The organism is Kitasatospora sp. NPDC036934, from assembly GCF_055608425.1.
This window is the reverse complement of record NZ_JBVJQR010000013.1, coordinates 74,679-96,302: the sequence shown is the minus strand read 5'-3', so window position 1 is coordinate 96,302 and position 21,624 is coordinate 74,679. Positions and strand designations below refer to the sequence as shown.

At 74.3% G+C, this 21,624-nt stretch carries 23 protein-coding genes; 12 read left to right on the top strand and 11 right to left on the bottom strand.

What is annotated here, in order from left to right; genetic code table 11:
- Positions 1-7: 7 nt before the first annotated feature.
- On the bottom strand, positions 8-1,618 hold the full coding sequence (locus ACZ7BZ_RS21120) for a YVTN family beta-propeller repeat protein (RefSeq protein WP_470359596.1): 1,611 nt from the start codon (positions 1,616-1,618) through the stop codon (positions 8-10).
- A 303-nt stretch (positions 1,619-1,921) separates the two neighbouring features.
- Between ACZ7BZ_RS21120 and ACZ7BZ_RS21115 the strand changes: the two genes are divergently transcribed.
- The 5 genes from ACZ7BZ_RS21115 (at position 1,922) to ACZ7BZ_RS21095 (ending at position 6,621) form a co-directional block, all read left to right on the top strand.
- On the top strand, positions 1,922-2,365 hold the full coding sequence (locus ACZ7BZ_RS21115) for an RrF2 family transcriptional regulator (protein ID WP_380461205.1): 444 nt from the start codon (positions 1,922-1,924) through the stop codon (positions 2,363-2,365).
- Positions 2,366-2,520: 155 nt separating this feature from the next.
- Entirely contained in the window at positions 2,521-3,702 is a 1,182-nt protein-coding gene (locus ACZ7BZ_RS21110) for a globin domain-containing protein (RefSeq protein ID WP_470359595.1), read from the top strand.
- A gap of 92 nt (positions 3,703-3,794) precedes the next feature.
- On the top strand, positions 3,795-4,556 hold the full coding sequence (locus tag ACZ7BZ_RS21105; protein ID WP_470359750.1) for a (Fe-S)-binding protein: 762 nt from the start codon (positions 3,795-3,797) through the stop codon (positions 4,554-4,556).
- Positions 4,553-5,971: a lactate utilization protein B gene (locus tag ACZ7BZ_RS21100; protein ID WP_470359594.1), complete on the top strand. Its 1,419-nt coding sequence runs from the start codon at positions 4,553-4,555 to the stop codon at positions 5,969-5,971. The genes ACZ7BZ_RS21105 and ACZ7BZ_RS21100 overlap by 4 nt, the downstream gene beginning before the upstream one ends.
- Positions 5,968-6,621 (top strand): LutC/YkgG family protein, encoded by a 654-nt coding sequence (locus ACZ7BZ_RS21095; protein ID WP_470359593.1) that lies wholly within the window; start codon positions 5,968-5,970, stop codon positions 6,619-6,621. Before ACZ7BZ_RS21100 ends, ACZ7BZ_RS21095 begins: the two co-directional genes overlap by 4 nt.
- Positions 6,622-6,640: 19 nt before the next feature.
- On the opposite strand, the gene ddaH is transcribed toward ACZ7BZ_RS21095, so the two are convergent.
- Together ddaH and ACZ7BZ_RS21085 are read right to left on the bottom strand one after the other, a co-directional pair.
- A complete protein-coding gene (gene ddaH, locus ACZ7BZ_RS21090; RefSeq protein WP_470359592.1) occupies positions 6,641-7,465 on the bottom strand; it encodes a dimethylargininase in 825 nt (274 codons plus the stop codon).
- Positions 7,466-7,687: 222 nt separating this feature from the next.
- Complete coding sequence (locus ACZ7BZ_RS21085; RefSeq protein WP_470359591.1) at positions 7,688-8,611, bottom strand: 4Fe-4S domain-containing protein; 924 nt, start codon at positions 8,609-8,611, stop codon at positions 7,688-7,690.
- 222 nt (positions 8,612-8,833) lie between these two features.
- Between ACZ7BZ_RS21085 and ACZ7BZ_RS21080 the strand changes: the two genes are divergently transcribed.
- Entirely contained in the window at positions 8,834-9,616 is a 783-nt protein-coding gene (locus tag ACZ7BZ_RS21080; RefSeq protein WP_188304029.1) for an SGNH/GDSL hydrolase family protein, read from the top strand.
- Between the two features lie 12 nt (positions 9,617-9,628).
- Here ACZ7BZ_RS21080 and ACZ7BZ_RS21075 read toward each other — a convergent pair whose 3' ends face one another.
- Positions 9,629-10,057, bottom strand: coding sequence for a ribosomal maturation YjgA family protein (locus ACZ7BZ_RS21075; protein WP_470359590.1), 429 nt, complete (start codon positions 10,055-10,057; stop codon positions 9,629-9,631).
- Between the two features lie 141 nt (positions 10,058-10,198).
- On the opposite strand from ACZ7BZ_RS21075, the gene ACZ7BZ_RS21070 reads away from it, so the two are divergent.
- Together ACZ7BZ_RS21070 and ACZ7BZ_RS21065 are read left to right on the top strand one after the other, a co-directional pair.
- Complete coding sequence (locus ACZ7BZ_RS21070) at positions 10,199-11,608, top strand: DUF2252 domain-containing protein (protein WP_470359589.1); 1,410 nt, start codon at positions 10,199-10,201, stop codon at positions 11,606-11,608.
- Between the two features lie 37 nt (positions 11,609-11,645).
- Complete coding sequence (locus ACZ7BZ_RS21065) at positions 11,646-12,257, top strand: hypothetical protein (protein WP_470359588.1); 612 nt, start codon at positions 11,646-11,648, stop codon at positions 12,255-12,257.
- A gap of 32 nt (positions 12,258-12,289) precedes the next feature.
- Here ACZ7BZ_RS21065 and ACZ7BZ_RS21060 read toward each other — a convergent pair whose 3' ends face one another.
- The 3 genes from ACZ7BZ_RS21060 to ACZ7BZ_RS21050 are packed head-to-tail and all read right to left on the bottom strand — an operon-like array spanning position 12,290 to position 15,070.
- Positions 12,290-12,976 carry an alpha/beta fold hydrolase gene (locus tag ACZ7BZ_RS21060; protein ID WP_470359587.1) on the bottom strand — a complete coding sequence of 229 codons (687 nt, stop codon included), beginning with the start codon at positions 12,974-12,976 and terminating at the stop codon, positions 12,290-12,292.
- A gap of 28 nt (positions 12,977-13,004) precedes the next feature.
- Positions 13,005-14,510 carry an MFS transporter gene (locus tag ACZ7BZ_RS21055; protein ID WP_470359586.1) on the bottom strand — a complete coding sequence of 502 codons (1,506 nt, stop codon included), beginning with the start codon at positions 14,508-14,510 and terminating at the stop codon, positions 13,005-13,007.
- The gene (locus ACZ7BZ_RS21050; protein WP_470359585.1) at positions 14,507-15,070 is read right to left on the bottom strand and encodes a helix-turn-helix domain-containing protein; all 564 of its coding nucleotides are present in this window, start codon (positions 15,068-15,070) and stop codon (positions 14,507-14,509) included. The genes ACZ7BZ_RS21055 and ACZ7BZ_RS21050 overlap by 4 nt, the downstream gene beginning before the upstream one ends.
- Before the next feature lie 213 nt (positions 15,071-15,283).
- Here ACZ7BZ_RS21050 and ACZ7BZ_RS21045 point away from each other — a divergent pair, with 213 nt between their 5' ends.
- Positions 15,284-16,543, top strand: a complete 1,260-nt coding sequence (locus tag ACZ7BZ_RS21045; protein WP_470359584.1) for a DUF5685 family protein — start codon at positions 15,284-15,286, stop codon at positions 16,541-16,543.
- A gap of 73 nt (positions 16,544-16,616) precedes the next feature.
- Here ACZ7BZ_RS21045 and ACZ7BZ_RS21040 read toward each other — a convergent pair whose 3' ends face one another.
- Together ACZ7BZ_RS21040 and ACZ7BZ_RS21035 are read right to left on the bottom strand one after the other, a co-directional pair.
- The gene (locus tag ACZ7BZ_RS21040; protein ID WP_470359583.1) at positions 16,617-16,781 is read right to left on the bottom strand and encodes a hypothetical protein; all 165 of its coding nucleotides are present in this window, start codon (positions 16,779-16,781) and stop codon (positions 16,617-16,619) included.
- The gene (locus ACZ7BZ_RS21035) at positions 16,771-16,914 is read right to left on the bottom strand and encodes a hypothetical protein (protein WP_470359582.1); all 144 of its coding nucleotides are present in this window, start codon (positions 16,912-16,914) and stop codon (positions 16,771-16,773) included. The genes ACZ7BZ_RS21040 and ACZ7BZ_RS21035 overlap by 11 nt, the downstream gene beginning before the upstream one ends.
- A 207-nt stretch (positions 16,915-17,121) precedes the next feature.
- Here ACZ7BZ_RS21035 and ACZ7BZ_RS21030 point away from each other — a divergent pair, with 207 nt between their 5' ends.
- Complete coding sequence (locus ACZ7BZ_RS21030) at positions 17,122-18,348, top strand: alginate lyase family protein (RefSeq protein WP_470359581.1); 1,227 nt, start codon at positions 17,122-17,124, stop codon at positions 18,346-18,348.
- 237 nt (positions 18,349-18,585) lie between these two features.
- Here ACZ7BZ_RS21030 and ACZ7BZ_RS21025 read toward each other — a convergent pair whose 3' ends face one another.
- The gene (locus tag ACZ7BZ_RS21025; protein WP_470359580.1) at positions 18,586-19,155 is read right to left on the bottom strand and encodes a TetR/AcrR family transcriptional regulator; all 570 of its coding nucleotides are present in this window, start codon (positions 19,153-19,155) and stop codon (positions 18,586-18,588) included.
- A 103-nt stretch (positions 19,156-19,258) separates the two neighbouring features.
- Here ACZ7BZ_RS21025 and ACZ7BZ_RS21020 point away from each other — a divergent pair, with 103 nt between their 5' ends.
- Together ACZ7BZ_RS21020 and ACZ7BZ_RS21015 are read left to right on the top strand one after the other, a co-directional pair.
- Positions 19,259-19,729 carry a nuclear transport factor 2 family protein gene (locus ACZ7BZ_RS21020; RefSeq protein ID WP_470359579.1) on the top strand — a complete coding sequence of 157 codons (471 nt, stop codon included), beginning with the start codon at positions 19,259-19,261 and terminating at the stop codon, positions 19,727-19,729.
- Between the two features lie 151 nt (positions 19,730-19,880).
- The gene (locus tag ACZ7BZ_RS21015; RefSeq protein WP_470359578.1) at positions 19,881-20,930 is read left to right on the top strand and encodes a TolB family protein; all 1,050 of its coding nucleotides are present in this window, start codon (positions 19,881-19,883) and stop codon (positions 20,928-20,930) included.
- Positions 20,931-20,986: 56 nt separating this feature from the next.
- On the opposite strand, the gene ACZ7BZ_RS21010 is transcribed toward ACZ7BZ_RS21015, so the two are convergent.
- Complete coding sequence (locus tag ACZ7BZ_RS21010; RefSeq protein WP_470359577.1) at positions 20,987-21,592, bottom strand: hypothetical protein; 606 nt, start codon at positions 21,590-21,592, stop codon at positions 20,987-20,989.
- Positions 21,593-21,624: the final 32 nt, after the last annotated feature.

Sequence of the window (21,624 nt, the reverse complement as noted above, 5' to 3'; positions counted from 1 at the left end):
GGGCCGGTCAGCGGCAGGTGATCAGCAGGCCGAGGACCGAGGTGCAGCTGCGGGTGTCCCGGCTGGTCGCGGGCGAGGGGTCGGCGGGGGTCCCGGCGGTGCGGGCCACCGTGACGTCCCAGGAGGAGACCAGGCTCAGCGGGCCGACGGCGACCGAGAAGTGCCGGGTGGCGGCGGCGCCCTTGGCGAGCGGGGCCCCCAGGGCGCAGCCGAGCTTGCCGGCGGCCACGGTGCAGTCGCTCGACGTCGTGGTCAGCCCGGCGGGCAGCGCGGCGGAGACGACGGCTCCCGTGAGCGGGTCGGGGCCCTGGTTGGTGAGGGTCACCGTGTAGTCGACCCGGCTGCCGAACAGGCCGGAGACCGGGCTCGCGGCGAGCGCGACGGCCAGGTGGGCGCCGGGCGCGGTGTAGCCGAAGCGGTCGGCCGGGACGGCGGCACTGGTGCCGCCGGGTGTGGTGACCTGGACGTCCACCGGGCCGGTCACCGTGGTGGCGGGCGCGGTCGCGGTGCAGCTGGTCCTGGTGCAGCTGAACGAGGTGGCCGGGCCGGCCGCGCCGAAGGTGACGGCGGTGGCGCCGTTCAGGTCGGTGCCGGTGACGGTCACCGTGGTGCCGCCCAGTCCGGAGCCGCCGTTGGGGCTGATCCCGGTCACCGCGGGCACCGGCAGCGGGAAGTTCAGCACCTCGACGGCGTTGCCGGTGAAGTCGGCGAGGTAGCCGCGCCGCCCGTCGGCGCTCAGCGCCAGCGTGTACGGGCTGGCGCCGACCGGGACGGTCGCGGTGACGGTCCGGCTGGCCGCGTCGATGACGCTGAGCGTGTTGTCGGCGTAGTTGGAGACGTAGGCGGTCGAGCCGTCCGGGGCGAGGGCGACGGAGTACGGGCCGTTGCCGACGGTGACGGTTCCCAGCAGGGTGCCGGCGCCGGTGTCGAGCACGACCGCCGTGGTGTCGTCCCCGTCGGCGGCCCACAGCCGGCTGCCGTCGGGGCTGAGCGCCAGGCCGAAGGCGCTGTGGCCGACCGGAACGGTGGCGCTCACCGTGCTGCTCACGGTGTCGACCACGTTCACCGCCTTGGCACCGGAGGCCGCGACGTACAACCGCTTGCCGTCCGGGGAGACGGCGAGCCCGTGCGGCTCGGCGCCGACCGGGACGGTCGCCGTGACGGTGTTGCTCGCGGTGTCCAGCACGCTCACCGTGCCGGCGCCCGCGTTGCTGACGTAGGCGTGCCGGCCGTCCGGCGACAGCGCCAGGCCCCAGGGCTGGGCGCCGACCGGGACGGTGGCGGTGACGGTGTTGCTCGCGGTGTCCACGACGCTGACCGCGTTGTCCAGGTGGTGGGTCAGGTAGGCGCGGTGGCCGTCGGGCGAGAGGGCGACCGCGTAGGAGCCCGTCCCCGCGGTGAAGCCGGCGGTGACCGCCTTGCTCGCGGTGTCCAGGACGCTGACCGTGCCGCTGCTCTGGCTGGTCACGTAGGCCCGGGAGCCGTCCGGGCTGAGCGCCACCCCGGCCGGGTACGGCGCCACCGGCACCTGGGCCGTCACGGTGGGCGGCGGCGCGGCGGCCCCGGCGGTGGCGGGCTGGGAGAGCAGTGCGGCCGTGGCGGCGGATATCGCCGTCACGGCCGTCCAGACGCGCCGGGATGCACGACGTGGTCTCAAGGGATCTCCAGGGGAGTCGGCAGGCATGGGCTGCGGTGAGGGACGTGGCTCCGGAGCCGCAGGAAGCGTAGAGCGGTTGCTGATGGCGAGTCAGGAGCTGATCGGTAATGTCGCCAACTGTTCGGATTCGACCGGGAAGCGGGGCCGCCACGCCCCCTCGACATCGGGCCCCCTCGCCATCCGGCTCCCCGGGGTGACCAGGGTCTCAGTCGAGATCGTGCAAGAAATTGGAGTTGTGGAGTCGTATTAGCTAGCGTTTCGATCGTGAGGCTGACCAAGAGCACCGACATCGCCCTCCGGATCGCCATGCGGCTGGCCGTGGCCGGCGAGGACGAGAACCCGACCACCCGCGAGGTGGCCGAGTCGGTCGGCGTGCCGTACACCCACGCGGCGAAGGTGGTCAGCAGGCTGCAGCACCTCGGGGTGGTGGAGGCCCGGCGCGGACGCGGCGGCGGGCTGATGATCACCTTCGCCGGTCGGACCGGCTCGCTCGGTCTGCTGCTGCGCGAGCTGGAGGGCGTCGGCGACGTGGTCGGCTGCGAGGACGACCCGCCGTGCCCACTGCGGGCCGCCTGCCGGCTTCGCGGGGCGCTGCGCACCGCGCAGGAGGCGTTCTTCGCCGCGCTCGACCCGCTCAGCATCGACGATCTGGTGGCCTCCCCCACCGGGCCGGTACTGCTCAGCCTCACCCCTGGACCCGCCGCCTGACCCCATCCCCCCGGGGGTCAGGCGGCACCCACGGCCTTTAATTCGCATCTCAGATACCAATTCTGAGCTGCCGGCTCTGAACTGCCGGTTCTCAGCTGCCACTTCTCAACCACCAGTTCTCAGCCGTTCTCAGCTACCAGTCAGGAGCTCCTCTGATGCTGTCCGCGAAGTCCGCCGAGGTCGTCGAGGCCACCCTGCCCGTCGTGGGCGCCGCGATCGGTGACATCACCCCGCGCTTCTACGACCGGCTGTTCGCCGCGCACCCGGAACTGCTGCGCGACCTGTTCAACCGGGGCAACCAGGCCAACGGCACCCAGCGCGAGGCGCTGGCCGGCTCGATAGCCGCCTTCGCCTCGGCGCTGATCGCCCACCCCGACCAGCGGCCGGACGCGATGCTCGCCCGGATCGCCCACAAGCACGTCTCGGTCGGCATCGACCGCGAGCAGTACAAGGTCGTCCACGAGCACCTGTTCGCCGCGATCGTCGAGGTGCTCGGCGAGGCCGTCACCCCCGAGGTCGCCGCCGCCTGGGACGAGGTCTACTGGCTGATGGCCAACGCGCTGATCGCCGTCGAGGACCGGCTGCGCGCCGAGGTCGCCGCCGGCGGCGACCCGGCCGACCTGTGGCGCCCGTACACCGTCGTCGCCCGCCACCAGGAGACCGAGAGCGTCACCACCTACCTGGTCCGCCCGGCCGACGGCCGCCCCGCCCCGGCCTCCCGCCCCGGCCAGTACGTCTCGGTGCGCACCGAACTCGCCGACGGCGCCCACCAGATCCGCCAGTACAGCCTCTCCGGCGCCGCCGACGGAGCCCTGCGCTTCAGCGTCAAGCGCGAGCCCGGCGGCGAGGTCTCCGGCCACCTGCACGACCACCTGCACGCCGGCGACACCGTCGAACTGGCGCCCCCGCTGGGCGACATCTTCCTTGCCGACGGCGACGGCCCGGTGCTGCTCGCCTCCGCCGGCATCGGCAACACCCCGATGACCGCGATGCTCGACCACCTCGCCGCCACCGGCTCCACCCGCCGGGTCGTCTCCGTCCACGGCGACCGCGACCAGCTCAGCCATGCCTTCCGGGCCGACCTGGAGCAGCTGACCGCCAAGCTGGCCGACGCCACCGCCCACGTCTTCTACGAGCAGCCGCTCGGCGAGTGGCCCGCCGAGCGCACCGGCCTGGTCGACCTGTCGACCGTCGAGATCCCGGCCGGCACAACCGCCTACCTGTGCGGCCCGCTGCCCTTCCTGCGCGCCGTGCGCGGGCAGCTGCTCGCGGCGGGCGTCCCGGCCGCCGACATCCACTACGAGGTGTTCGGGCCGGACCTCTGGCTCGGCGCCTGATCCCGCCGATCCCGCCGGATTCCTCCGCCGGCACCGGTCCGCTCGGTACGATCACGGGCGGACCGGTGCCGTTTCGACGCGAGGAGCTCGGAGTGCGGGTCGCGCTGTTCGCCACCTGCGTCAACGACGCGCTGTTCCCCGCCACCGCGGTCGCCACCGTGCGCCTGCTGGAACGCCTCGGTCTGACGGTGGACTTCCCCGCCGGGCAGACCTGTTGCGGGCAGCCGCAGTACAACACCGGCTACCGCCGGGCCTGTGAGCCGCTGGTGCACCGGACGGCCCGGGCCTTCGCCGGGTACGACCACGTGGTGACGCCCTCCGGCTCCTGCGTGGCGATGGTCCGGGACAACTACCCCCGGATCGGCGCCCGGGCCGCCGCCGACGGCCGCGGCGGCGAACTCGCCGACGCCGCGATGTCGTTGGCGCCCCGGGTGATAGAGCTCAGCGAGTTCCTGATCGACGTGCTCGGCGTCGAGGACGTCGGCGCCCACTTCCCGCACACCGTCACCTACCACCCCTCCTGCCACGGCCTGCGGCTGCTCGGGCTGGGCGAGCGGCCACGGCGACTGCTGCGCGCCGTACGGGGGTTGGAGCTGGTGGAGTTGCCCGGCGCGGAGGAGTGCTGCGGCTTCGGCGGGACCTTCGCCGTCAAGAACGCGGCGGTCTCGGCGGCGATGGCCGAGGACAAGCTCGCCAACGCCCTCGGCACCGGCGCCCGAGTCCTGTGCGGCAGCGACAACTCCTGCCTGCTGCACCTCGGCAGCACCCTGCGCCGCCGGGGCGACCCACTGCGGCTGCTGCACCTCGCGGAGATCCTGGCCGCCACCGAGGAACACCCCTGGAGGCCATCATGAGTTCGGGCACCTTCCTGGGCATGCCCGCCTTTCCCCGGGCCGCCGCCGACGCCGTCCGGGACGGGCAGCTGCGCGCCAACCTGCGGCACGCCACCCACACCATCCGCGACAAACGCGCCCGGGCCGTGGCCGAATTGCCCGACTGGGCCGAGCTGCGCGCGGCCGGGAAGGCGATCAAGGACCACGCCCTGCGCCATCTCGACCGCTACCTGGTGCAGTTGGAGGAGACCGTCACGGCTGCGGGCGGCACCGTGCACTGGGCGGCGGACGCCGAGCAGGCCAACCGGGTCGTCGCCGGACTCGTCCGGGCCACCGGCGAGACCGAGGTGGTGAAGGTCAAGTCGATGGCCACCCAGGAGATCGGGCTGAACGAGGCCCTGGCCGCCGAGGGGATCACCGCCTACGAAACCGATCTCGCCGAACTGATCGTGCAGTTGGGCGAGGACCGGCCCTCGCACATCCTGGTGCCGGCGATCCACCGCAACCGCGCCGAGATCCGGGAGATCTTCGCCGAACGGATGGCCGACTGGGGTCGCCCCGCCCCCGAGGGCCTGACCGACTCCCCGGCCGAACTCGCCGAAGCCGCCCGGCTGCACCTGCGGGAGAAGTTCCTGCGCGCCCGGGTGGCGGTCTCCGGCGCCAACTTCATGGTCGCCGAGACCGGCACCCTGGTGGTGGTCGAGTCCGAGGGCAACGGCCGGATGTGCCTCACCCTCCCCCACACCCTGATCTCCGTGGTCGGCATCGAGAAGGTCGTCCCCACCTGGCGGGACCTCGAAGTCTTCCTCCAGTTGCTCCCGCGCTCCTCCACCGCCGAGCGGATGAACCCGTACACCTCGCTGTGGACCGGGACGACGCCGGGTGACGGCCCGTCCGAGTTCCACCTGGTGCTGCTGGACAACGGGCGCACCACCGCACTGGCCGACCAGGTCGGCCGGCAGGCGCTGCGCTGCATCCGCTGCTCCGCCTGCCTCAACGTCTGCCCGGTGTACGAGCGGGCCGGCGGACACGCCTACGGCTCGGTCTACCCGGGGCCGATCGGCGCCATCCTCACCCCCCAACTGCGCGGCACCGCGAGCCCGGTGGACGCCTCGCTGCCGTACGCCTCCACGCTCTGCGGGGCCTGCTACGAGGCGTGCCCGGTGGCGATCGACATCCCCGAGGTGCTGGTGCACCTGCGAGAACGGGTCGCCGAGCAGGGCGGGCACCCGGTGGAGAGGGCGGCGGTCGCCGCCGCCGGGTACCTGCTGGACCATCCGGCGGCCCTCGCGGCCGCCGAGCGACTCGCCGGGCGCACCCGCGCCCTGCACCCGCGCCGGCTGCCCGGCCCCGGGCGGGCCTGGACCGACAGCCGGGACCTGCCGGAGGTGCCGGCCGAGCCGTTCCGCGACTGGTGGCGGAGTAACCGCACATGAACGCACCCTCCGACGCCCGGGAGTTGATCCTCGGCCGGATCCGGGCCGCGCTCGGGGACGTCGCCACGACGGCCGAACAGCCGGTGGCGCGCCACTACTCGAGCACGCACCTGGACCCCGACGCCCCGGCCGCGCTGCTCGACCTGCTGCACCGCAACCTGGCCGACTACCGGGCCCTGGTACACCGTTGCACCGCTGCACGACTCCCGGAGCTTGTCGCAGAGTTGCTCGCCGCGCGGGGCAGCCGTACGGTCGCGGTGCCGACCGGACTGCCGGACGGCTGGCTCGCCGCCGCCACCGGGGTCACGCCGGTGCCGGACGACGGGAGCCTCACCGCCACCCGGCTGGACGCCGTGGACAGCGTGGTCACCGGCTGCGCGCTGGCGATCGCCGAGACCGGCACGATCGTGCTGGACGCCGGGCCCGGCCAGGGCCGGCGGCTGCTGTCTCTCGTCCCGGACCACCACCTGTGCGTGGTCCGGGCACCGGAGCAGGTCGTCGCCTCAGTCCCGCTGGCGCTGCCCCGGCTCGACCCGGCGCGCCCGCAGACCTGGATCTCCGGGCCCTCGGCAACCAGTGACATCGAACTGGACCGGGTCGAGGGGGTGCACGGGCCGCGCACCCTGGAGGTGCTACTGGTCACGGGCTGAGCGGTCAGGGACGGAGCGGTCAGGGACGGAGCTCCAGGGTGCAGCACTTCGCCCCGCCGCCGCCCTTGAGCAGCTCCGAGACGTCCACCGGGATCGGCTCGTAGCCGTGCTCGGCCAGCCGGCCGGCCAGGTTCTTGGCGGCCTCCGGGAGCAGCACCCGGCGCCCGTCCGAGACCGCGTTGAGCCCGAACACCTCGGCGTCCGCCCGGTCGGCGAGGATCGCGTCCGGGTAGAGGGCGCGCAGCACCGAGCGGCTGTCGGCGTCGAAGGCCTCCGGGTAGTACATGACGTGGTCGTCGGCGAGGACGGCCAGCGCGGTGTCCAGGTGGTAGAAGCGCGGGTCGACCAGGGTCAGACTGACCACCGGTACGCCGAACAGCTGCTCCGCCTCGGCGTGCGCGGCCCGCGAGGTGCGGAAGCCGGTACCGGCGAGCACCCGGCGGCCGACCACCAGGTGGTCGCCCTCGCCCTCGTTGACGTGACCGGCGCGGCGCACCGCGCGGTAGCCGTGCAGCCGGAACCAGGACTGGTAGGCCTCGGACTCGGCCGCCCGCTCGGGGTAGCGGAAGGTCGCCACCAGGGCCCGACCGTCCAGCACCGTCGCGCCGTTGGCGGCGTAGACCATGTCGGGCAGTCCGGGCACGGGATCGATCAGCTCGACGGTGTGGCCGAGGCGGCGGTACGTGCGGTGCAGCCGCTCCCACTGGCGGACGGCGAGTGCGGTGTCGGTGGGCTGTGAGGGGTCCATCCACGGGTTGATCGCGTAGTCCACCGTGAAGTACGTCGGCCGGCACATCAGGTAGCGCCGGGGTCGCGCCGTACGTGCCGGGGTGTGCGTGGGCATTGCTCAACCGTCCTCGGTTCGCGGGGAGTTGGCTGCACGGGTACCGTGTCGCTCCAGAGGCGGCTGCCCCGCCGCCCCCGTTCGCACACCCGCGCGGGCGCCCCCGGCGGGCGCAACCCCCCGCGCACCCGGCGCGAGCCCCGGCGCACGGGGTTCACCGGCACACCATGATCAGCGGCGCGCCGCCGTCACCAGCGCGCCACGCTCACCGGCGCACGGCCGTCACCAGCGCACCGCCGCGAAGTCGACCGGTTCGGTCCGCAGTGCGCGGGCCCGGACCGCGAGGGCGCGCAGCCGGCGGTCCGCCTCCTCGGCGGACATCCGGTGCTTGTCGCCGTGGCCCGGCAGCAGCCACTCGAAGCGCAGCGCGTCGAGGCTGCGGTCCAGGGAGGCGGACTGCTCCTCGATCGAGTACCAGGTGACGGCCTCCTGCACCTCGATGTCCTGGTTGGTGCGGGACCAGTACAGGCTGTCGCCGCTGAAGCAGTAGCGCCGGTCGGCGACGTAGAGCACGCTGCCGAGGGTGTGGCCGGGGAAGGGGTGGGCGACCAGGCCGGGCGAGATCTCCACCGGGTCGGTGCCGCGCAGCACCCGGTCGGCGTCCGGCGCGGCGGCGAGGTCGCCCTCGTGGATCCAGAGCCGGGCGCCCAGCCGGTCGGCGTACTGCCGGCCGTGGGCGGCGTGGTCGCGGTGGGTGAGCAGGACGTCGGTGACCGGGCCGAGCGCCTGGTAGCGGGCAGCGAGCGCCTCGCTGAAGCGCGGGGTGTCGATCATGACCCAGCCGGTCGGGCGGCGGCAGAGGTAGGCGGTGGCGCCGGCGGTCTGCCGGGAGTTGTGGCCGAGGATCAGCACGTCCGCCGCCTTCTCCCCGTCCCCCGCCGTGTCCCCCTCCCCCACCCCGTCCTCTTCCAGGGCGAGCGGGAAGGGGTCGGTCGCCGGGTCGAGCCGGCCGGTGCCGGGGCGGATCGAGCGGGTCGGGCAGGCGTGGGCGGCGGCCAGCAGCTGACGGCGCTCGGCGTCGTCGCGCGGCTGGCGGATCAGCTCGGACTTGCGGTCGTGCTCGCGGATCAGGTCGGGCGCGAGCTGGCGGGCGACGTCGCAGTTGGTGCAGCGGTCGTCTACGGACCAGTTCTCGGATCGGTTCATGGCTGATGTCCCCCAGGAAGGAACGGCGGCCGCAGCGACGCGCCGTACTTCGAGCATCGTCCCGGCCGGCCGGGAAGTGGAAGGGGGCGCGGATCTTGTGCTTTCCCGGGCACGCCGTTCTGCGACCCGGAAGGGGCCGGCCAGGGTGCGTGGCCCATCTCACGTGCCGCCAGGGGCACCTACGGTGGCGTAGGTCACTTGATTGGGTGAACTATCTCTTTCATGCCGAACCTCCAGGAGACCCTTGACCTCAGTTCGTATGCCGCCCTCGGGGACAGCTTCACCGAGGGCCTGAACGACCCCGGTGCCGACGGCGCCTTCGCCGGCTGGGCCGACCGCCTGGCCGGGCTGCTCGCCGACGGACGGCCGCCGGGCGGGTTCCGCTACGCCAATCTGGCGGTGCGCGGGCGGCTGTTGGACCAGATCGTCGCCGAGCAGGTGCCGGAGGTCCGCCGGCTCCAGCCCGACCTGGTCACCTTCTGCGCCGGCGGCAACGACATCCTGCGGCCCGGCAGCGACCCGGACGAGGTGGCCGGCCGCTTCGAGGCCGCCATCGCCCAACTCACCGAGAACGCCGGGACGGTGCTGATCTGCACCGGCTTCGACACCCGCGAGGTGCCGCTGCTCAAGCACCTGCGCGGCAAGATCGCCACCTACAACGGCCACATGCGGGCGGTCGCCGACCGCTACGACTGCAAGGTCGCCGACCTGTGGTCGCTGCGCGCGGTGCAGGACCGCCGTGCCTGGAGCGAGGACCGGCTGCACCTCTCCCCGGAGGGGCACCAGCGGGTCGCCCTGCTGGCCGCCCGCTCGCTGGGCCTGCGCACCCAGGAGGACCCGGAGGCCCCGTGGCCGACCACCCGGACCCTCACCCCCGCGGACCAGCGGCGGGAGAACCTCCAGTGGGCGCGCGAGTACCTGATCCCCTGGGTCGGCCGGCGCCTGCGCGGCGAGTCCTCGGGCGACCACGTCGAGGCCAAGCGGCCTGATCTGCTTCCGCTCTGACGCACCGTCAGCTCAACCCTCGGCGCCGGGCGCTGCGGCCGGACCGGTCCGCGGCACCCGGCGCAGCAGTGTCCGGTGCAGCAGGGCGGCGCCGGCCGCGCCGACCAGGTACCAGAACAGGTCCGGCGGGTTGAAGGTCGACCCGAGCACCAGGTGCACCAGCCCACTGTGCCGCCCCCACGCGTCCGGCAGCCCGGTGGCCTGGAACAGTTCCACCGCCCAGCTCACCCCCGCCGCCCAGAGCGCCGCCCGCACGGGGCGGACCTGCGGGACGACCAGCACCACCAGGGCGTACACCAGCACGGTGTAGAGCGCGTCGCCGGCGTACTTGGCCAGGTCGCCGGAGAGCGCCGCGCGCACCCCCAGGCCGGCCGCCACGGTGGGCACCGCGGCCGCGGCGGCGGGGAGCCGGGCGAGCAGGCCGCCTCGGAGATCGTTCACCCGCCCCACGGTACGTGCCCGTCCCACCGTTCACGTCCCCGCCCCCGGAACCACCGCGCGGCGCCGGACGTCACTCCCCCTGACGAGCCATCCGTGCAGGTCACGGGCGGGAGTTCGAGCAAGGCAGGCGGGCGGGGAACAGTGACGGACCACGGGAACACCACGGCGCGGCGGCAGTTCACCGTCCCCGGATTCGCGACCGGGCCGGACGGCCGGGCCCGGCGGGCCCGCGAACAGGGCAAGGCACTGCGCGGGCGCGTCCCCCGGGAGCGGCACGCGGAGTTCGCGCCCGCGCCCGACCGGCCCACCGCCGCGGCGGCGATCGAGGCCTCCAACGCGGGCCGGATCCCCGGGCTGGTGCCGATCCGGGTGGGCCGGATGGCCACCACCCCGTTCGCCTTCCTGCGCGGCTCGGCCGGGCTGATGGCCGCCGACCTCGCGGGCACGGCGGTGACCGGCGTCAGCGCGCAGCTGTGCGGGGACGCCCATGCCGCCAACTTCGGGCTGTACGGCGACGCGCGCGGCCAGCTCGTGATGGACATCAACGACTTCGACGAGACCGTGCCCGGCCCCTGGGAGTGGGACCTCAAGCGGCTGGCCACGAGCCTGGTGCTGGCCGGGCGGGAGACCGGGGCCGACGAGACCACCGCCCGGGCCTCCGCCGAGCACGCGGCCGCCTCCTACCGCCGCACCATGCGCACCCTGGCCAAACTGCCCGCCCTGGACGCCTGGAACGCCGTGGCCGACGAGCAGTTGGTGGTCTTCACCGAGGCCCACGACCTCGCCGAGGTGCTGCGGAAGGTCGGGGCGAAGGCCCTCGGCAACACCAGCGCCCGGTTCGCCGCCCGCAGCACCACCCGTACCGCGGACGGCGGTTGGCGCTTCACGGCGGCCCCGCCGGTGCTCACCCGGGTCACCGACGCGACCGCCCGGGCGGTGGCCGAGTCGCTCGGCCCGTACGTGGCAACGGTGCCCGCCGAGGTGCGCACCCTGCTGTCCCGCTACCGGGTGCAGGACGTGGCGTTCCGGGTGGTCGGCACCGGCAGCGTCGGCACCCGCTCGTACGTGGTGCTGCTCACCGACCACCGGGACCAGCCGCTGGTGCTCCAGGTGAAGGAGGCCCGGCCGTCCGCCCTGCTGCCCTACCTGGGCGGCCCCGGGCAGCCGCCGGAGGAGCACGAGGGCCGGCGCGTGGTGCTCGGCCAGAAGCACATGCAGGTGGTCAGCGACACCCTGCTCGGCTGGACGACCGTCGACGGACTCCCTTACCAGGTAAGGCAGTTCCGCAACCGCAAGGGCAGCGTCGACCCGGCCGCCCTGCTCCCGGGCCAGCTCGACGACTACGCCCGGATCACCGGCGCCCTGCTCGCCCGGGCCCACGCCCACACCGCCGACCCGGGCCTGCTGGCGGGCTACTGCGGCAAGAGCGGGGCCCTCGACGAGGCGATCGCCGCCTTCGCCGTCGCCTACGCCGACCGCACCGAGGCCGACCACGCCGACCTGCTCACCGCCGTCCGCAACGGCCGCCTCCCCGCCGAGCAGGGGGTCTGAGGACGATTGTCGTAGGGCGGGGCTAGATTGCCGGGCCATGGGACTGACGATCAGCGTGGGTGCGCTCGGTGCCCCCGAGTTGCGGGCCGAGGCCGAGGTGCTGCACCGGGCGTTGGCGGCGGAGGGCGTGGCATGGCGGGAGCCGGGCGGGGAGGGCGAGGGGTTCTCCGCAGGGTTTCCGTACAGCTACCTGTCCGGGCTGCGGCGGGTGTTCGTGCTGCACCGGCTGGGTGAGCCGGTCACCGGGGCGCGTGGGGTGGGCCAGGAGCAGTACGAGGACGAGCTCGGGCTGGTCGACGACGAGATGGTCATGTTCGACTCGCATCTGCTCTGCCACTCCGACTGCGAGGGCTACTACGTGCCGGCCGAGTTCGAGTACGAGGACCCGCTGTTCCTCCCGGCGGAGTCCGGGGTACCGGGCGGCGGCATGGTGGGTTCCACGGCCGGTCTGCTCGCCGAGCTCCAGGGTTTCGCCGCCGCCATCGGGATCCGGCTGACGGCGGACGGCTCGCTCGACCCGGCGGAGTCGGCCCGGCTGGAGGCGCTGCCGCGGGACGACCCTTTCGAGCCGGAGGTCTTCGCCTGGCACCAGCTGTACCGGGCCTGCCGGGCCAGTCTCGCGAGTGGGCGGGCGATCCTCTTCGGGTGAACGGCCGGCCAGGGCGTCAGGGCGTCAGGGCGTCAGGGCGCCAGGAACGGTGCCACGGCGGCGATGTACTCGGCCGGCCGGGCGCTGTGCACCAGGTGCCCGGCCTCGATGGTGACCAGTCGGCAGTCCGGGACCAGCCGGGCGAGTTCGGCGATCCGCTCCTGCGGGATGTAGCTGGCGGCCCCGCCCGCGACCGCCAGGGTGGGGGCGGTGATCCGGGCCAGCCCGGCCCGCCAGGCCGGGTCGGGGTCGTCGAACTGCGCCTTGATCGCCCGGACCATCGCCCAGTCGAAGTGCGCCGGCTCCTGCTCGCCCTCGGGCGGCACGCTGGCCGGGCGCGGGTACAGGGCGGGGATCTCCTCCAGGACGAGCCGGTTCACCCGCTCCGGCGCGGCCTGGGCGAGCAGGTAGGCGACCGCCCCGCCCATCGAGTGGCCGACCAGGTCGACCCGGTCCAGGCCGAGCGCGTCCAGGAAGGCGAGCACGTCCTCTCGCATCCGCTCCAGGTCGTACTCGGCGGTGCGGCCGCTGTCGCCGTGGCCGCGCAGGTCGGGCGCGTACACGCGGTGGTCGGGGGCGAGGTCGGGCAACACCGTGTCCCAGTCGGCGGCGCGCTCGCCGAGGGCGTGCAGCAGCACCAGCGGCGGGCCGTCGGGGCGTCCGCTCTCCCGGTAGGAGAGCGTGACCTCGGGGAGCCGGACCGTCCGTACTGTCGTCATGCCCACCACCGTACGCGCCGGCCGGCGGTCAGCGGGCGGCTGTTCGCCCTCGGCTCAGCGCGGCCGGCTCCCCGGGCGCCCGGTCCCCGCCGGTGGCCCGGCCGGCGAACACCGAGGCCAGCACGGCGAGTCCGGCCACCGCGGCGCAGACCAGACTGGCCGCCAGGTAGGCGGAGCGGTGGCCGCCGCCCCCGGCGGTCTCCCGCAGGTAGACCCCGGACAGCGCGGAGACCGCGACGGCCGCCGCGATCCGCTGCGCCATCTGCAGGATCGCCCCGCTCACCCCGGCCGCCTCGGCGGGCGCGTGGCGCAGCACGTACGCCTGGTTGGTGGAGCCCATCAGTCCGACCGAGGCGCCGCTGAGCAGTTGGAGCAGGGCGAGCAGCCAGGGCAGCACGGCGGCGGGGGCCCAGTGGGCGACGGCGCCGCTCAGCAGCATGGCCAGCGCGGAGCCGGTCATCCCGATGGTGACGGTGCGCCGGCCGAGCCGCTGCACCACCCGCCAGGCGAGTGCGGAGGCCGTCGCCATGGCCAGCGCCGAGGGCAGCGAGACCAGGGCGGCGCCCATCGGGGACAGGCCCAGGCCGTCCTGGAGGAACATGGTGAGGACGAGCGAGGCGGCCAGCGAGGAGCCGAACTGGGCCATCGCGGTGGCCGTGCCGAGCGCGTACGGCGCGGAGCGGGTGAGCGCGGGGTGGATCAGCGGGTTCCCGCCGGTGCGGGCGTAGCGGCGCTGCCAGCCGACGAGCGCACCGAGCAGCGCCAGGGCGCCGGCCACGAAGGCCAGCCAGCCCGCCAGGCCGGGCGGCTGGACGAAGGGCAGCATCAGGACCAGGGTGAGCGCGCCGACCAGCAGCAGGCCGAGCAGGTCGAGATCGGCGTTCCGGGCGGCCGGGCGGGGTTTGGGCAGGTGCCGGACGGCCAGCAGGACGGTCGCCAGCCCGAACGGGACGTTGAGCAGGAAGGTGAGCCGCCAGCCGAGTTCCGGGCCGGCCGCCGCCAGCACCAGGCCGCCGACCGGCGGGCCGAGGGCGAAGGCGAGGCTGCCGGTCACGGCGTACATGCCGAGGGCGCGGGCGCGCAGCTGGCCGTCGAAGACGTCCTGCAGGGTGCCGATCATCTGGGAGTTGACCAGGCCCGCGCCGACGCCCTGGAGGAGCCGGGCGGCGATCAGCACCACCGGGTCGCCGGCGGTCGCGGAGACCAGGCTGACCAGGGTGAACAGGGCGAGGCCGGTGACGAAGAACCACTTGCGGCCCTTGACGTCGCCCAGCCGCCCGCCGGGGATCAGCGCGAGGCCGAAGGCCAGGGAGTACCCGGCGACGATCCACTGGAGGTGCGCGGGCTGGGCGTGCAGGGCCTCGCGCAGGGCGGGGATGGAGGTGTTCAGCACGGACTGGTCGAGCAGGGTGGTGAAGCCACCCGCGACGCAGACCAGCAGCACGCGGCGCCCGGCGGCGTCGAACCGCTCCTTCGGCGGTGCCGCGGCCGGGCGCTCGGCTATCGGCCCGGTGGGGCCGTCGGCGGCGCTCACGGTTCGACCACCACGAGGGCGTAGCGGGCCGCGCCGGGGCCGAGGCTGCGGAAACGGCTGGTGCCGGAGCCGTAGCGCAGGCAGTCGCCGGGGCCGAGCAGCTGCGGCTCGCCGTCCAGGCTCAGTTCCAACTGCCCTTCGAACAGCCAGAGGTGGTGCTCCAGCCCGGGCAGGCAGGGCCGGTCGTAGGCGATGTCGGCGCCGGCCGGGAGGCGGCCCTCGACGATCTCCGCGTGCAGCGAGCCGTGCGGCGGGGAGACCGAGCGGCGGACGAAGCCGGTGGCCTCGTCCTGCCACGACTGCTGGTCCTCGGCGCGGACCAGCCGGGCGGGGCCGGACTCCACCTCGGCGAGCAGCCGGGACATCGTCCGCCCGTACACGGCGCACAGCCGCCCGAGCAGCGCGGCGGTCGGGCTGACCTCGGCCCGCTCCACCCGGGACAGGGTGGAGCGGCTGACGTCGGCGAGCCGGGCCAACTCCTCCAGGGTCCAGCCGCGTTCGACCCGCAACTCGGCGAGCCGTCGTGCCAGCCGCTCGTCGGCGACGGTGTCGATTCCCATATCCGCGATGCTATCCCGGATATGGGATCGTGCTCCCGGCCTCCGGCGTGGTTCCCTCGGACCCGGTGACGGTCTGACGGCGGCTCGGCTTCGCTTCGGCTCCGATTCGGCCCGGCCCCACCGGTCGCTGGATCCCCGGCCGCAGCATGCTCATATGATGTCCGCCGACAAAGTGGCCGGTCAGCGGCCCATCGGCGAGGGGGACCAACGATCGTGTTCGGCATCATCAGGCCGTGCAGGCACCGACTGTCCGAGCGCCTCCAGACCTCCTGGATGGCGCACCTCTGCGGGCTCTGCCTCGCTCTGCGGGACGACCACGGGCAGCTCGCCCGGACCGCCACCAACTACGACGGTCTGATCATCTCCGTCCTGGTCGAGGCCCAAGCCGAGCGGGAGGACTCCTCGTGGCGCCGCACCGCCGGACCCTGCCCGCTGCGCGGCATGCGGACCGCCTCGGTGGCCAAGGGCGAGGGTGCCCGGCTGGCCGCCGCCGTGTCGCTGGCACTCGCCTCGGTGAAGATCCGCGACCACGTCGAGGACCGGGACGGCGTGTTCGCCCGCCGGCCGGTCGCCGCCGGGGCCCGCGCGGTGACCCGCCGCTGGGACCGCAAGAGCGCGGGCAGTGCCTCCACGGTCGGCTTCGACACCGCCGTACTGCTCGACGCCGCGTCCCGCCAGGGCGAGTTGGAGCGCACGCTGCTGCCCGGCGGCTCCGTCCTGCTGGTCACCGAGCCCACCGAGACCGCCACCTCGGCCGCCTTCGCCCACACCGCCGTGATCGCCGGGCGCCCCGGCAACGCCGCCCCGCTCGCCGAGGCGGGGCGGCTGTTCGGCCGCCTCGCCCACCTCCTGGACGCCGCCGAGGACCAGGACGCCGACGCCGCCTCGGGCGCCTGGAACCCGCTGACCGCCACCGGCACCGACCGCGCCGAGGCCGAGCGGCTCTGCCGGGACGCCGTGCACGGAATCCGGCTCGCGCTGCGCGAGGTCGAACTGACCGACCGGGCCCTGGTGCACGTCCTGCTCGGACACGAGACGGAGAGCGCCGTGGACCGCGTCTTCGGCCGGGCCGGGCACGGGACGAGCTGCCGCCACGGCGCCACCGGCGCCACCGGCGAGCACCCGCAGGACGCTCCGCCGCGTCAGGCCCCGGACCAGGCGCCCGTACCCCCGTGGGTGCCTCAGGGCCCGGGCTTCATCCCGCCGCCCGGCGGAAAGCCGCCGCAGCCGCGCAACCTGCTCGCCGGGTGCGCGGTGTGGGCGCTGATGGCCTGCTCCTGCCAGCTGCTCTGCTGCGAGCACGACGACCCGTTCACCCGGGAGCGCCGCAAGGGCTTCTGCGAGCGGCACGACTGCTGCGACTGCTGCGACGCCTGTGACTGCGGCGGCTGCGGCGACTGCTGCAACTGCTGCAACTGCGGGTGCGACTGCTGCGACGGCTGCGGGTGCGACGGCTGCGGCTGCGACTGCTAGTGAGCCGCCGCCTGCCCCGTCAGCTCCACCCGCGACCGCTCCGGCCGCAACCTCGCCATCGACGTTCGATCCGTCAGCGCTCGTCCGGCGCCACCTCCGGCTGATCGGACGGCGACACCACCGGCCCGGGGTGCCCCCGCAGCACCCCGGGCCGGTCCGCGTCCTGGTGTTCCGCGCCGCGCCGCCACAGCGGCAGCACCGCCACCGGGCCACCCGGCTCGGCGGCCTCAAGCGTCACGCCCCGCCACCTCCCGGTCCGCCGCCAGTGAGTTCTCCAGCCCGGCCAGCAACTGCCGGAACCGCTCGGTGTCCTGCTCCGCCATCCGCCCCTCGGGCGCCGCCCCCGGCCGCTCGGCCGTCCTGTCGTCCATGGAACCGACGGTAGGCGGCGGCGATCAACGGGCGATAAACGAGGGACTGGTGGGACGCACGGGGCCGGGCCCCGCAAGGGCCGCGCGGCGCGCGGCGGCTTGGCGTGTTCACGCGTTGGTGGTTCAATGCCCTGCGTTAGGAAGGTTTCCTAACTGCCTATTCCCGGGCCCGAGCACGACTCCTCCCCCACCGAGAGGTGACTTCCCATGGGTCGTAGCACCACCAGGAACAACACCCGCAGCGCTGTCCGAACGCTGATCGCCGGCGCCACCCTCGCCGCGCTGCTCCTGCCCACCGCCGGCGCCCCCGCCGAAGCCCGCACCCCGACGGTCGGCAGCCGGCCCGCCGCGGCCTTCCAGCACCCCGGAGTGCTGGTCGGCGCGCGGCAACTCGCCTTCGTCAAGGGCAAACTGGCCGCTGGTGCCGAGCCCTGGACCTCCGCCCTCGCGGATCTGCGGGCCGGCAAGTACGCCTCGCTCGACTGGCAGCCCAAGCCGCGCGCCACCGTCGAGTGCGGCTCCAGCTCCCACCCCAACAACGGCTGTTCGGACGAGCGCGACGACTCGATGGCCGCCTACGCCCACGCCCTGCAGTGGGCCCTCACCGGCGACCGGCGCCACGCCGACAAGGCGATCGCCATCATGGACGCCTGGTCGGGGGTCATCCGGGAGCACACCAACACCAACGCGCCGCTGCAGACCGGCTGGTCGGGCAACAACTGGGCCCGCGCCGCCGAGCTGATCCGCCACTCGGACGCCGGCTGGTCCGCGGGCTCGGTCGACCGCTTCGCCACTATGCTGCGCACCGTCTACGTGCCGCTGCTGACCCCCGGCAGCCCGCGCAAGAACGGCAACTGGGAGCTGATCCAGACCGACGCCCTGATGGGCATCGCCGTCTTCCTCGACGACCGCGGCCTGTTCGACCGGGCCGCGGACCTGTGGCGGCACCGGCTGCCCGCCTACGTCTACCTCTCCTCCGACGGCAACCTCCCGGTGCCGCCGCCGAAGGCCGGGATCCAGGGACAGTCCGCGCTGGTCAAGTACTGGAACGGCCAGTCCACCTTCGTGGACGGGCTCTCCCAGGAGACCTGCCGGGACTTCGGCCACACCGGCTGGGGCCTGGAGGCCGCCGCCCAGACCGCCGAGACGGCCCGGCTGCAGGGACTCGACCTGTGGGGCGAGGGACGCGAACGGCTGGTCAAGGCCCTGGAGTTCCACACCGCCTACGACAACGGCGCGAGCGCCCCGGACTGGCTGTGCGACGGCTCGGTGAACACCGGTCTGGGCCCGGCCGTGCAACTCGCCTACAACGAGTACCACCTGCGCGAGGGCCTGGCGATGCCGCAGACGGAGCAGTACGTGGCGGCCCACAGCCCGTTCGGGGCCGACTACTTCATCGGCTGGGAGACCCTCACCCACACCGACACACCCTGAGCCCGGGCGCCGCTCCGAGTGGGCGGCGGACGGCGGGCAACGATCGGTGGGCGGCGGGCGGGTTCCGGCTTCCGGATCCCCGCCCGCCGCAGCCGTCGGCTCAGCCCTCCGGGAACAGACGCTCCAGGACCTCCGCCACCCCGTCCTTCAGCCCCGGCCCCCTCGACCCCGACCCCCTCGGCCCCGACCCCCTCGGCCCCGGCCCTGTCAGCCCCGACCCCGTCGCCCCCGGCCCTGTCAGCCCCGACCCGCCAGGGTGGCGTCCAGGAGCAGCCGGGCGGCCTCCCGGGCGTCGGCGGCGGCGCTCGGGTCCCCGTGCACGGCCGCGACGGTGATGGCGCCCTCGGCGAGCAGGGCCAGCTGGGCGGCGGTCGCGGGCGGGGCTCCGGCCGCCTCGGCCAGGCCGGCCAGGTACCCGGCGAACTCCGCCTTGTGGTGCCGGGCGGCGGCGGCCACGGCCGGGGTGCCGGCACCCAGTTCGCCGAAGGCGTTCACGAAGGCGCAGCCGCGGAAGCCGGGCTCGGCGAACCACCCGCCGAGCCAGTCGAACACCGAGAGCAGCTGGTCCCGGGGCGTGCCGCCGGTGCGCGCGACGTGGACGGCCAGGCTCGCCCGCCAGCGCGCGTCGCGGCGCCGCAGATAGGCCTCGACCAGCTCGTCCTTGGACGGGAACTGCTGGTAGACCCGGCGCATGGTCATCCCGGAGGCGGCCCGGACGGCGTCCATCCCGACCGCCTGGACGCCTTGTCCGTAGAACAGCTCCTCGGCCGCGTCGAGGATCCGGGTCCGCGGGTCCACCTGATCCATCTGCCGTGCCCTTTGCGTGAGAACGATGATTCTCCTAGGGTAGCGACTGAAGTGAGAACGATCGTTCTCACTGGTGGAATGCCCGTTCCCGAGGAGATGCCTCATGACCGAACAGCGCCCTCCCGTGCCCCCCTTCACCGAGGAGACCGCCCACCGCAAGGTCCAGGCCGCCGAGGACGCCTGGAACACCCGCGACCCGCAGCGCGTCGCCCTCGCGTACACACCCGACAGCCGCTGGCGCAACCGCGCCGACTTCCTCACCGGGCGCGAGCAGATCGTCGCCTTCCTCACCCGCAAGTGGCGGCGCGAACTCGACTACCGCCTGATCAAGGAGCTGTGGGCGTACGACGGCGACCGGATCGCGGTCCGCTTCGCCTACGAATGGCACGACGGCGGCGGCCAGTGGTACCGCTCCTACGGCAACGAGAACTGGGAGTTCGACCGGCACGGCCTGATGGCCCGCCGCCTCGCCTGCATCAACGACCTGCCGATCACCGCCGCCGAACGCCTCCTCCACTGGCCCGCCGGCCCCCGCCCGGACGGGCACCCGGGCCTCACCGAACTCGGCCTCTGAGCACCCCGGCCCTACCGGACGAGCCGACTGCCGCCGCGTCGGGCAGCGCTTGTTCCACGGCTGTGACACGGCGCGCACCCAGTCCTGACCTCGGGCGGGGAACCTCCTTGTCGAAGCGACAGCACCATCCGAGGGGGACCCTGCAATGTCCGTGCGCAACAGATTCGGCACCGCCGCCGCCATCGCCCTGATGACCACCGCGAGCGCCGTCCTGCTCTCCGCCTGCGGCCCCGACAACAGCGACCCCGGCTCCGCGGCCCCCGGCGCGACCGGAACGGCGACTCCCGGCCCGGCGGCCCCGGGCACGGCGGCGCCGGGCGGCGGCTCGCACTCGGGCAGCCCCGCGCCGGGCGCCAAGGAGGTCAACGGCACCTCTGCGGCCAACCACCTCAGCATCAGCACGGGCACCAGGACCGTCGCGATGAACGGCACCACCGTCGACTTCGGCACGGTGGTCCGCGACCTCGCGTGGTCCCCCGACGGCAAGAAGGTCGTCTTCGTCAACGGCGACGGCGACCTGGTCACCGCCAACCCGGACGGCAGCGGCAAGTCCACCCTGGCCAAGGCCCCCAGCGGCGAGGCCTGGTCCCACCCGACCTGGCAGCACGCCGCCAAGGGGCCCAGCGGGGACTCGGTGCCCAATGAGACCGAGCGCTACAACAACATCGTGTTCGCCGCCACCAAGGGCGGTGTGCTGCGGCTGGCGACCGTCCCCGCCAAGGGCGGCACCGTCGCGGACCTCACCCCGCGCAACTCCGAGGGCGGCGACGCGGGCAGCCAGCCCCAGCCCCCGCAGACCGGCAACACCTGGCCCAACGCGGGCGGCCAGCAGGCCGAGATCGCGTACGCCAACACCCCGGCCAACGAGGTGTACCTCTACGACGACTACCTCCGCCCGGCCGCCCGCGACCTCGGCAAGGGCTCCCAGCCCGCGCTGACCGCGGACGGCCAGGAGATCGTCTTCGTCCGCTCGGTGAACGGCCACGACCACCTGTTCACCCGCGCCACCGAGTTCGGGAAGCAGGCCGAGAAGGACCTCACCCCCTCGGCCACCACCGACTACACCGAGCCCGCGTGGTCCCCCGACGGCAGGACCGTCGCCGCCCGCACCCCGGACGGCATCAGCACCGTGCCGGCCGACGGCTCGGCGGCGCCGACCCAGGTCTCCACCATCAAGGGCCTGCCCTCCTACCGGCCGTAGGGCCGGCCCTGGGCTGCCCCCTAGCCGGTCCCAAACCGGTCCGGTCCGGGCCGGGCCTAGGCGGTGCCCGAAGACGTTCCGGCCACGCGGGCCAGCTCGGCGCGCAGTTCGGCGAGGTGCTCGTCGGCCGACTCGTGCGGCAGGAACTCGACCACGTCGAGGAAGCGGAACAGCACCCGGGCCTCGGTGACGGCGTACTCGTAGTCACCGAACCCGACCACCGCCCCCGTCCCGCCGCGCGCCGCGCCGCGGACGGCGGCGGCGGTCAGCCCGTCCGCCGAGGCCTCGGCGGTCACCTTCCGGCGGGCGTTGGGCCGGGCCAGGTAGGGGCACACCATGGCCGCGTACAGCATGCAGGCGCGGTGGCCCGGGCCCTCCATGGTCGGCGCGAGGTTGCGGTAGCCGCGCCCGGCCGCGAGCGCCTCCGCGATCGCGGCGCTCTCCCCCGGGCCGACCACCCGCCACACCGGTCCGCGCGGCATGAACTCCCCGCACACCGAGCAGCGGCGCTCCAACGCGCAGTCGGCGCTGCGCCCGTGGTCGGTCAGGGCGAACTGCGGCTGCCCGTCCTGCCACGGCGTGATCGCCGGCACCGGGTACCCCCGCTCGTCCCGGGGGCGCTCCCCCACCTCGTCCGGCATCGGTACCTGTTCGAATCGCACGCCCCAATCGATACCAGCCGGGCGCGCCCCCG

Coding starts and splice junctions, on each gene's coding strand:
- ACZ7BZ_RS21035 (WP_470359582.1), bottom strand. CDS start 16,914: ATGGACGACAGGACGGCCGAGCGGCCGGGGGCGGCGCCCGAGGGGCGG.
- ACZ7BZ_RS21065 (WP_470359588.1), top strand. CDS start 11,646: ATGGGACTGACGATCAGCGTGGGTGCGCTCGGTGCCCCCGAGTTGCGG.
- ACZ7BZ_RS21020 (WP_470359579.1), top strand. CDS start 19,259: ATGACCGAACAGCGCCCTCCCGTGCCCCCCTTCACCGAGGAGACCGCC.
- ACZ7BZ_RS21100 (WP_470359594.1), top strand. CDS start 4,553: ATGAGTTCGGGCACCTTCCTGGGCATGCCCGCCTTTCCCCGGGCCGCC.
- ACZ7BZ_RS21080 (WP_188304029.1), top strand. CDS start 8,834: ATGCCGAACCTCCAGGAGACCCTTGACCTCAGTTCGTATGCCGCCCTC.
- ddaH (WP_470359592.1), bottom strand. CDS start 7,465: ATGCCCACGCACACCCCGGCACGTACGGCGCGACCCCGGCGCTACCTG.
- ACZ7BZ_RS21050 (WP_470359585.1), bottom strand. CDS start 15,070: ATGGGAATCGACACCGTCGCCGACGAGCGGCTGGCACGACGGCTCGCC.
- ACZ7BZ_RS21085 (WP_470359591.1), bottom strand. CDS start 8,611: ATGAACCGATCCGAGAACTGGTCCGTAGACGACCGCTGCACCAACTGC.
- ACZ7BZ_RS21060 (WP_470359587.1), bottom strand. CDS start 12,976: ATGACGACAGTACGGACGGTCCGGCTCCCCGAGGTCACGCTCTCCTAC.
- ACZ7BZ_RS21095 (WP_470359593.1), top strand. CDS start 5,968: ATGAACGCACCCTCCGACGCCCGGGAGTTGATCCTCGGCCGGATCCGG.
- ACZ7BZ_RS21030 (WP_470359581.1), top strand. CDS start 17,122: ATGGGTCGTAGCACCACCAGGAACAACACCCGCAGCGCTGTCCGAACG.
- ACZ7BZ_RS21025 (WP_470359580.1), bottom strand. CDS start 19,155: ATGGATCAGGTGGACCCGCGGACCCGGATCCTCGACGCGGCCGAGGAG.
- ACZ7BZ_RS21110 (WP_470359595.1), top strand. CDS start 2,521: ATGCTGTCCGCGAAGTCCGCCGAGGTCGTCGAGGCCACCCTGCCCGTC.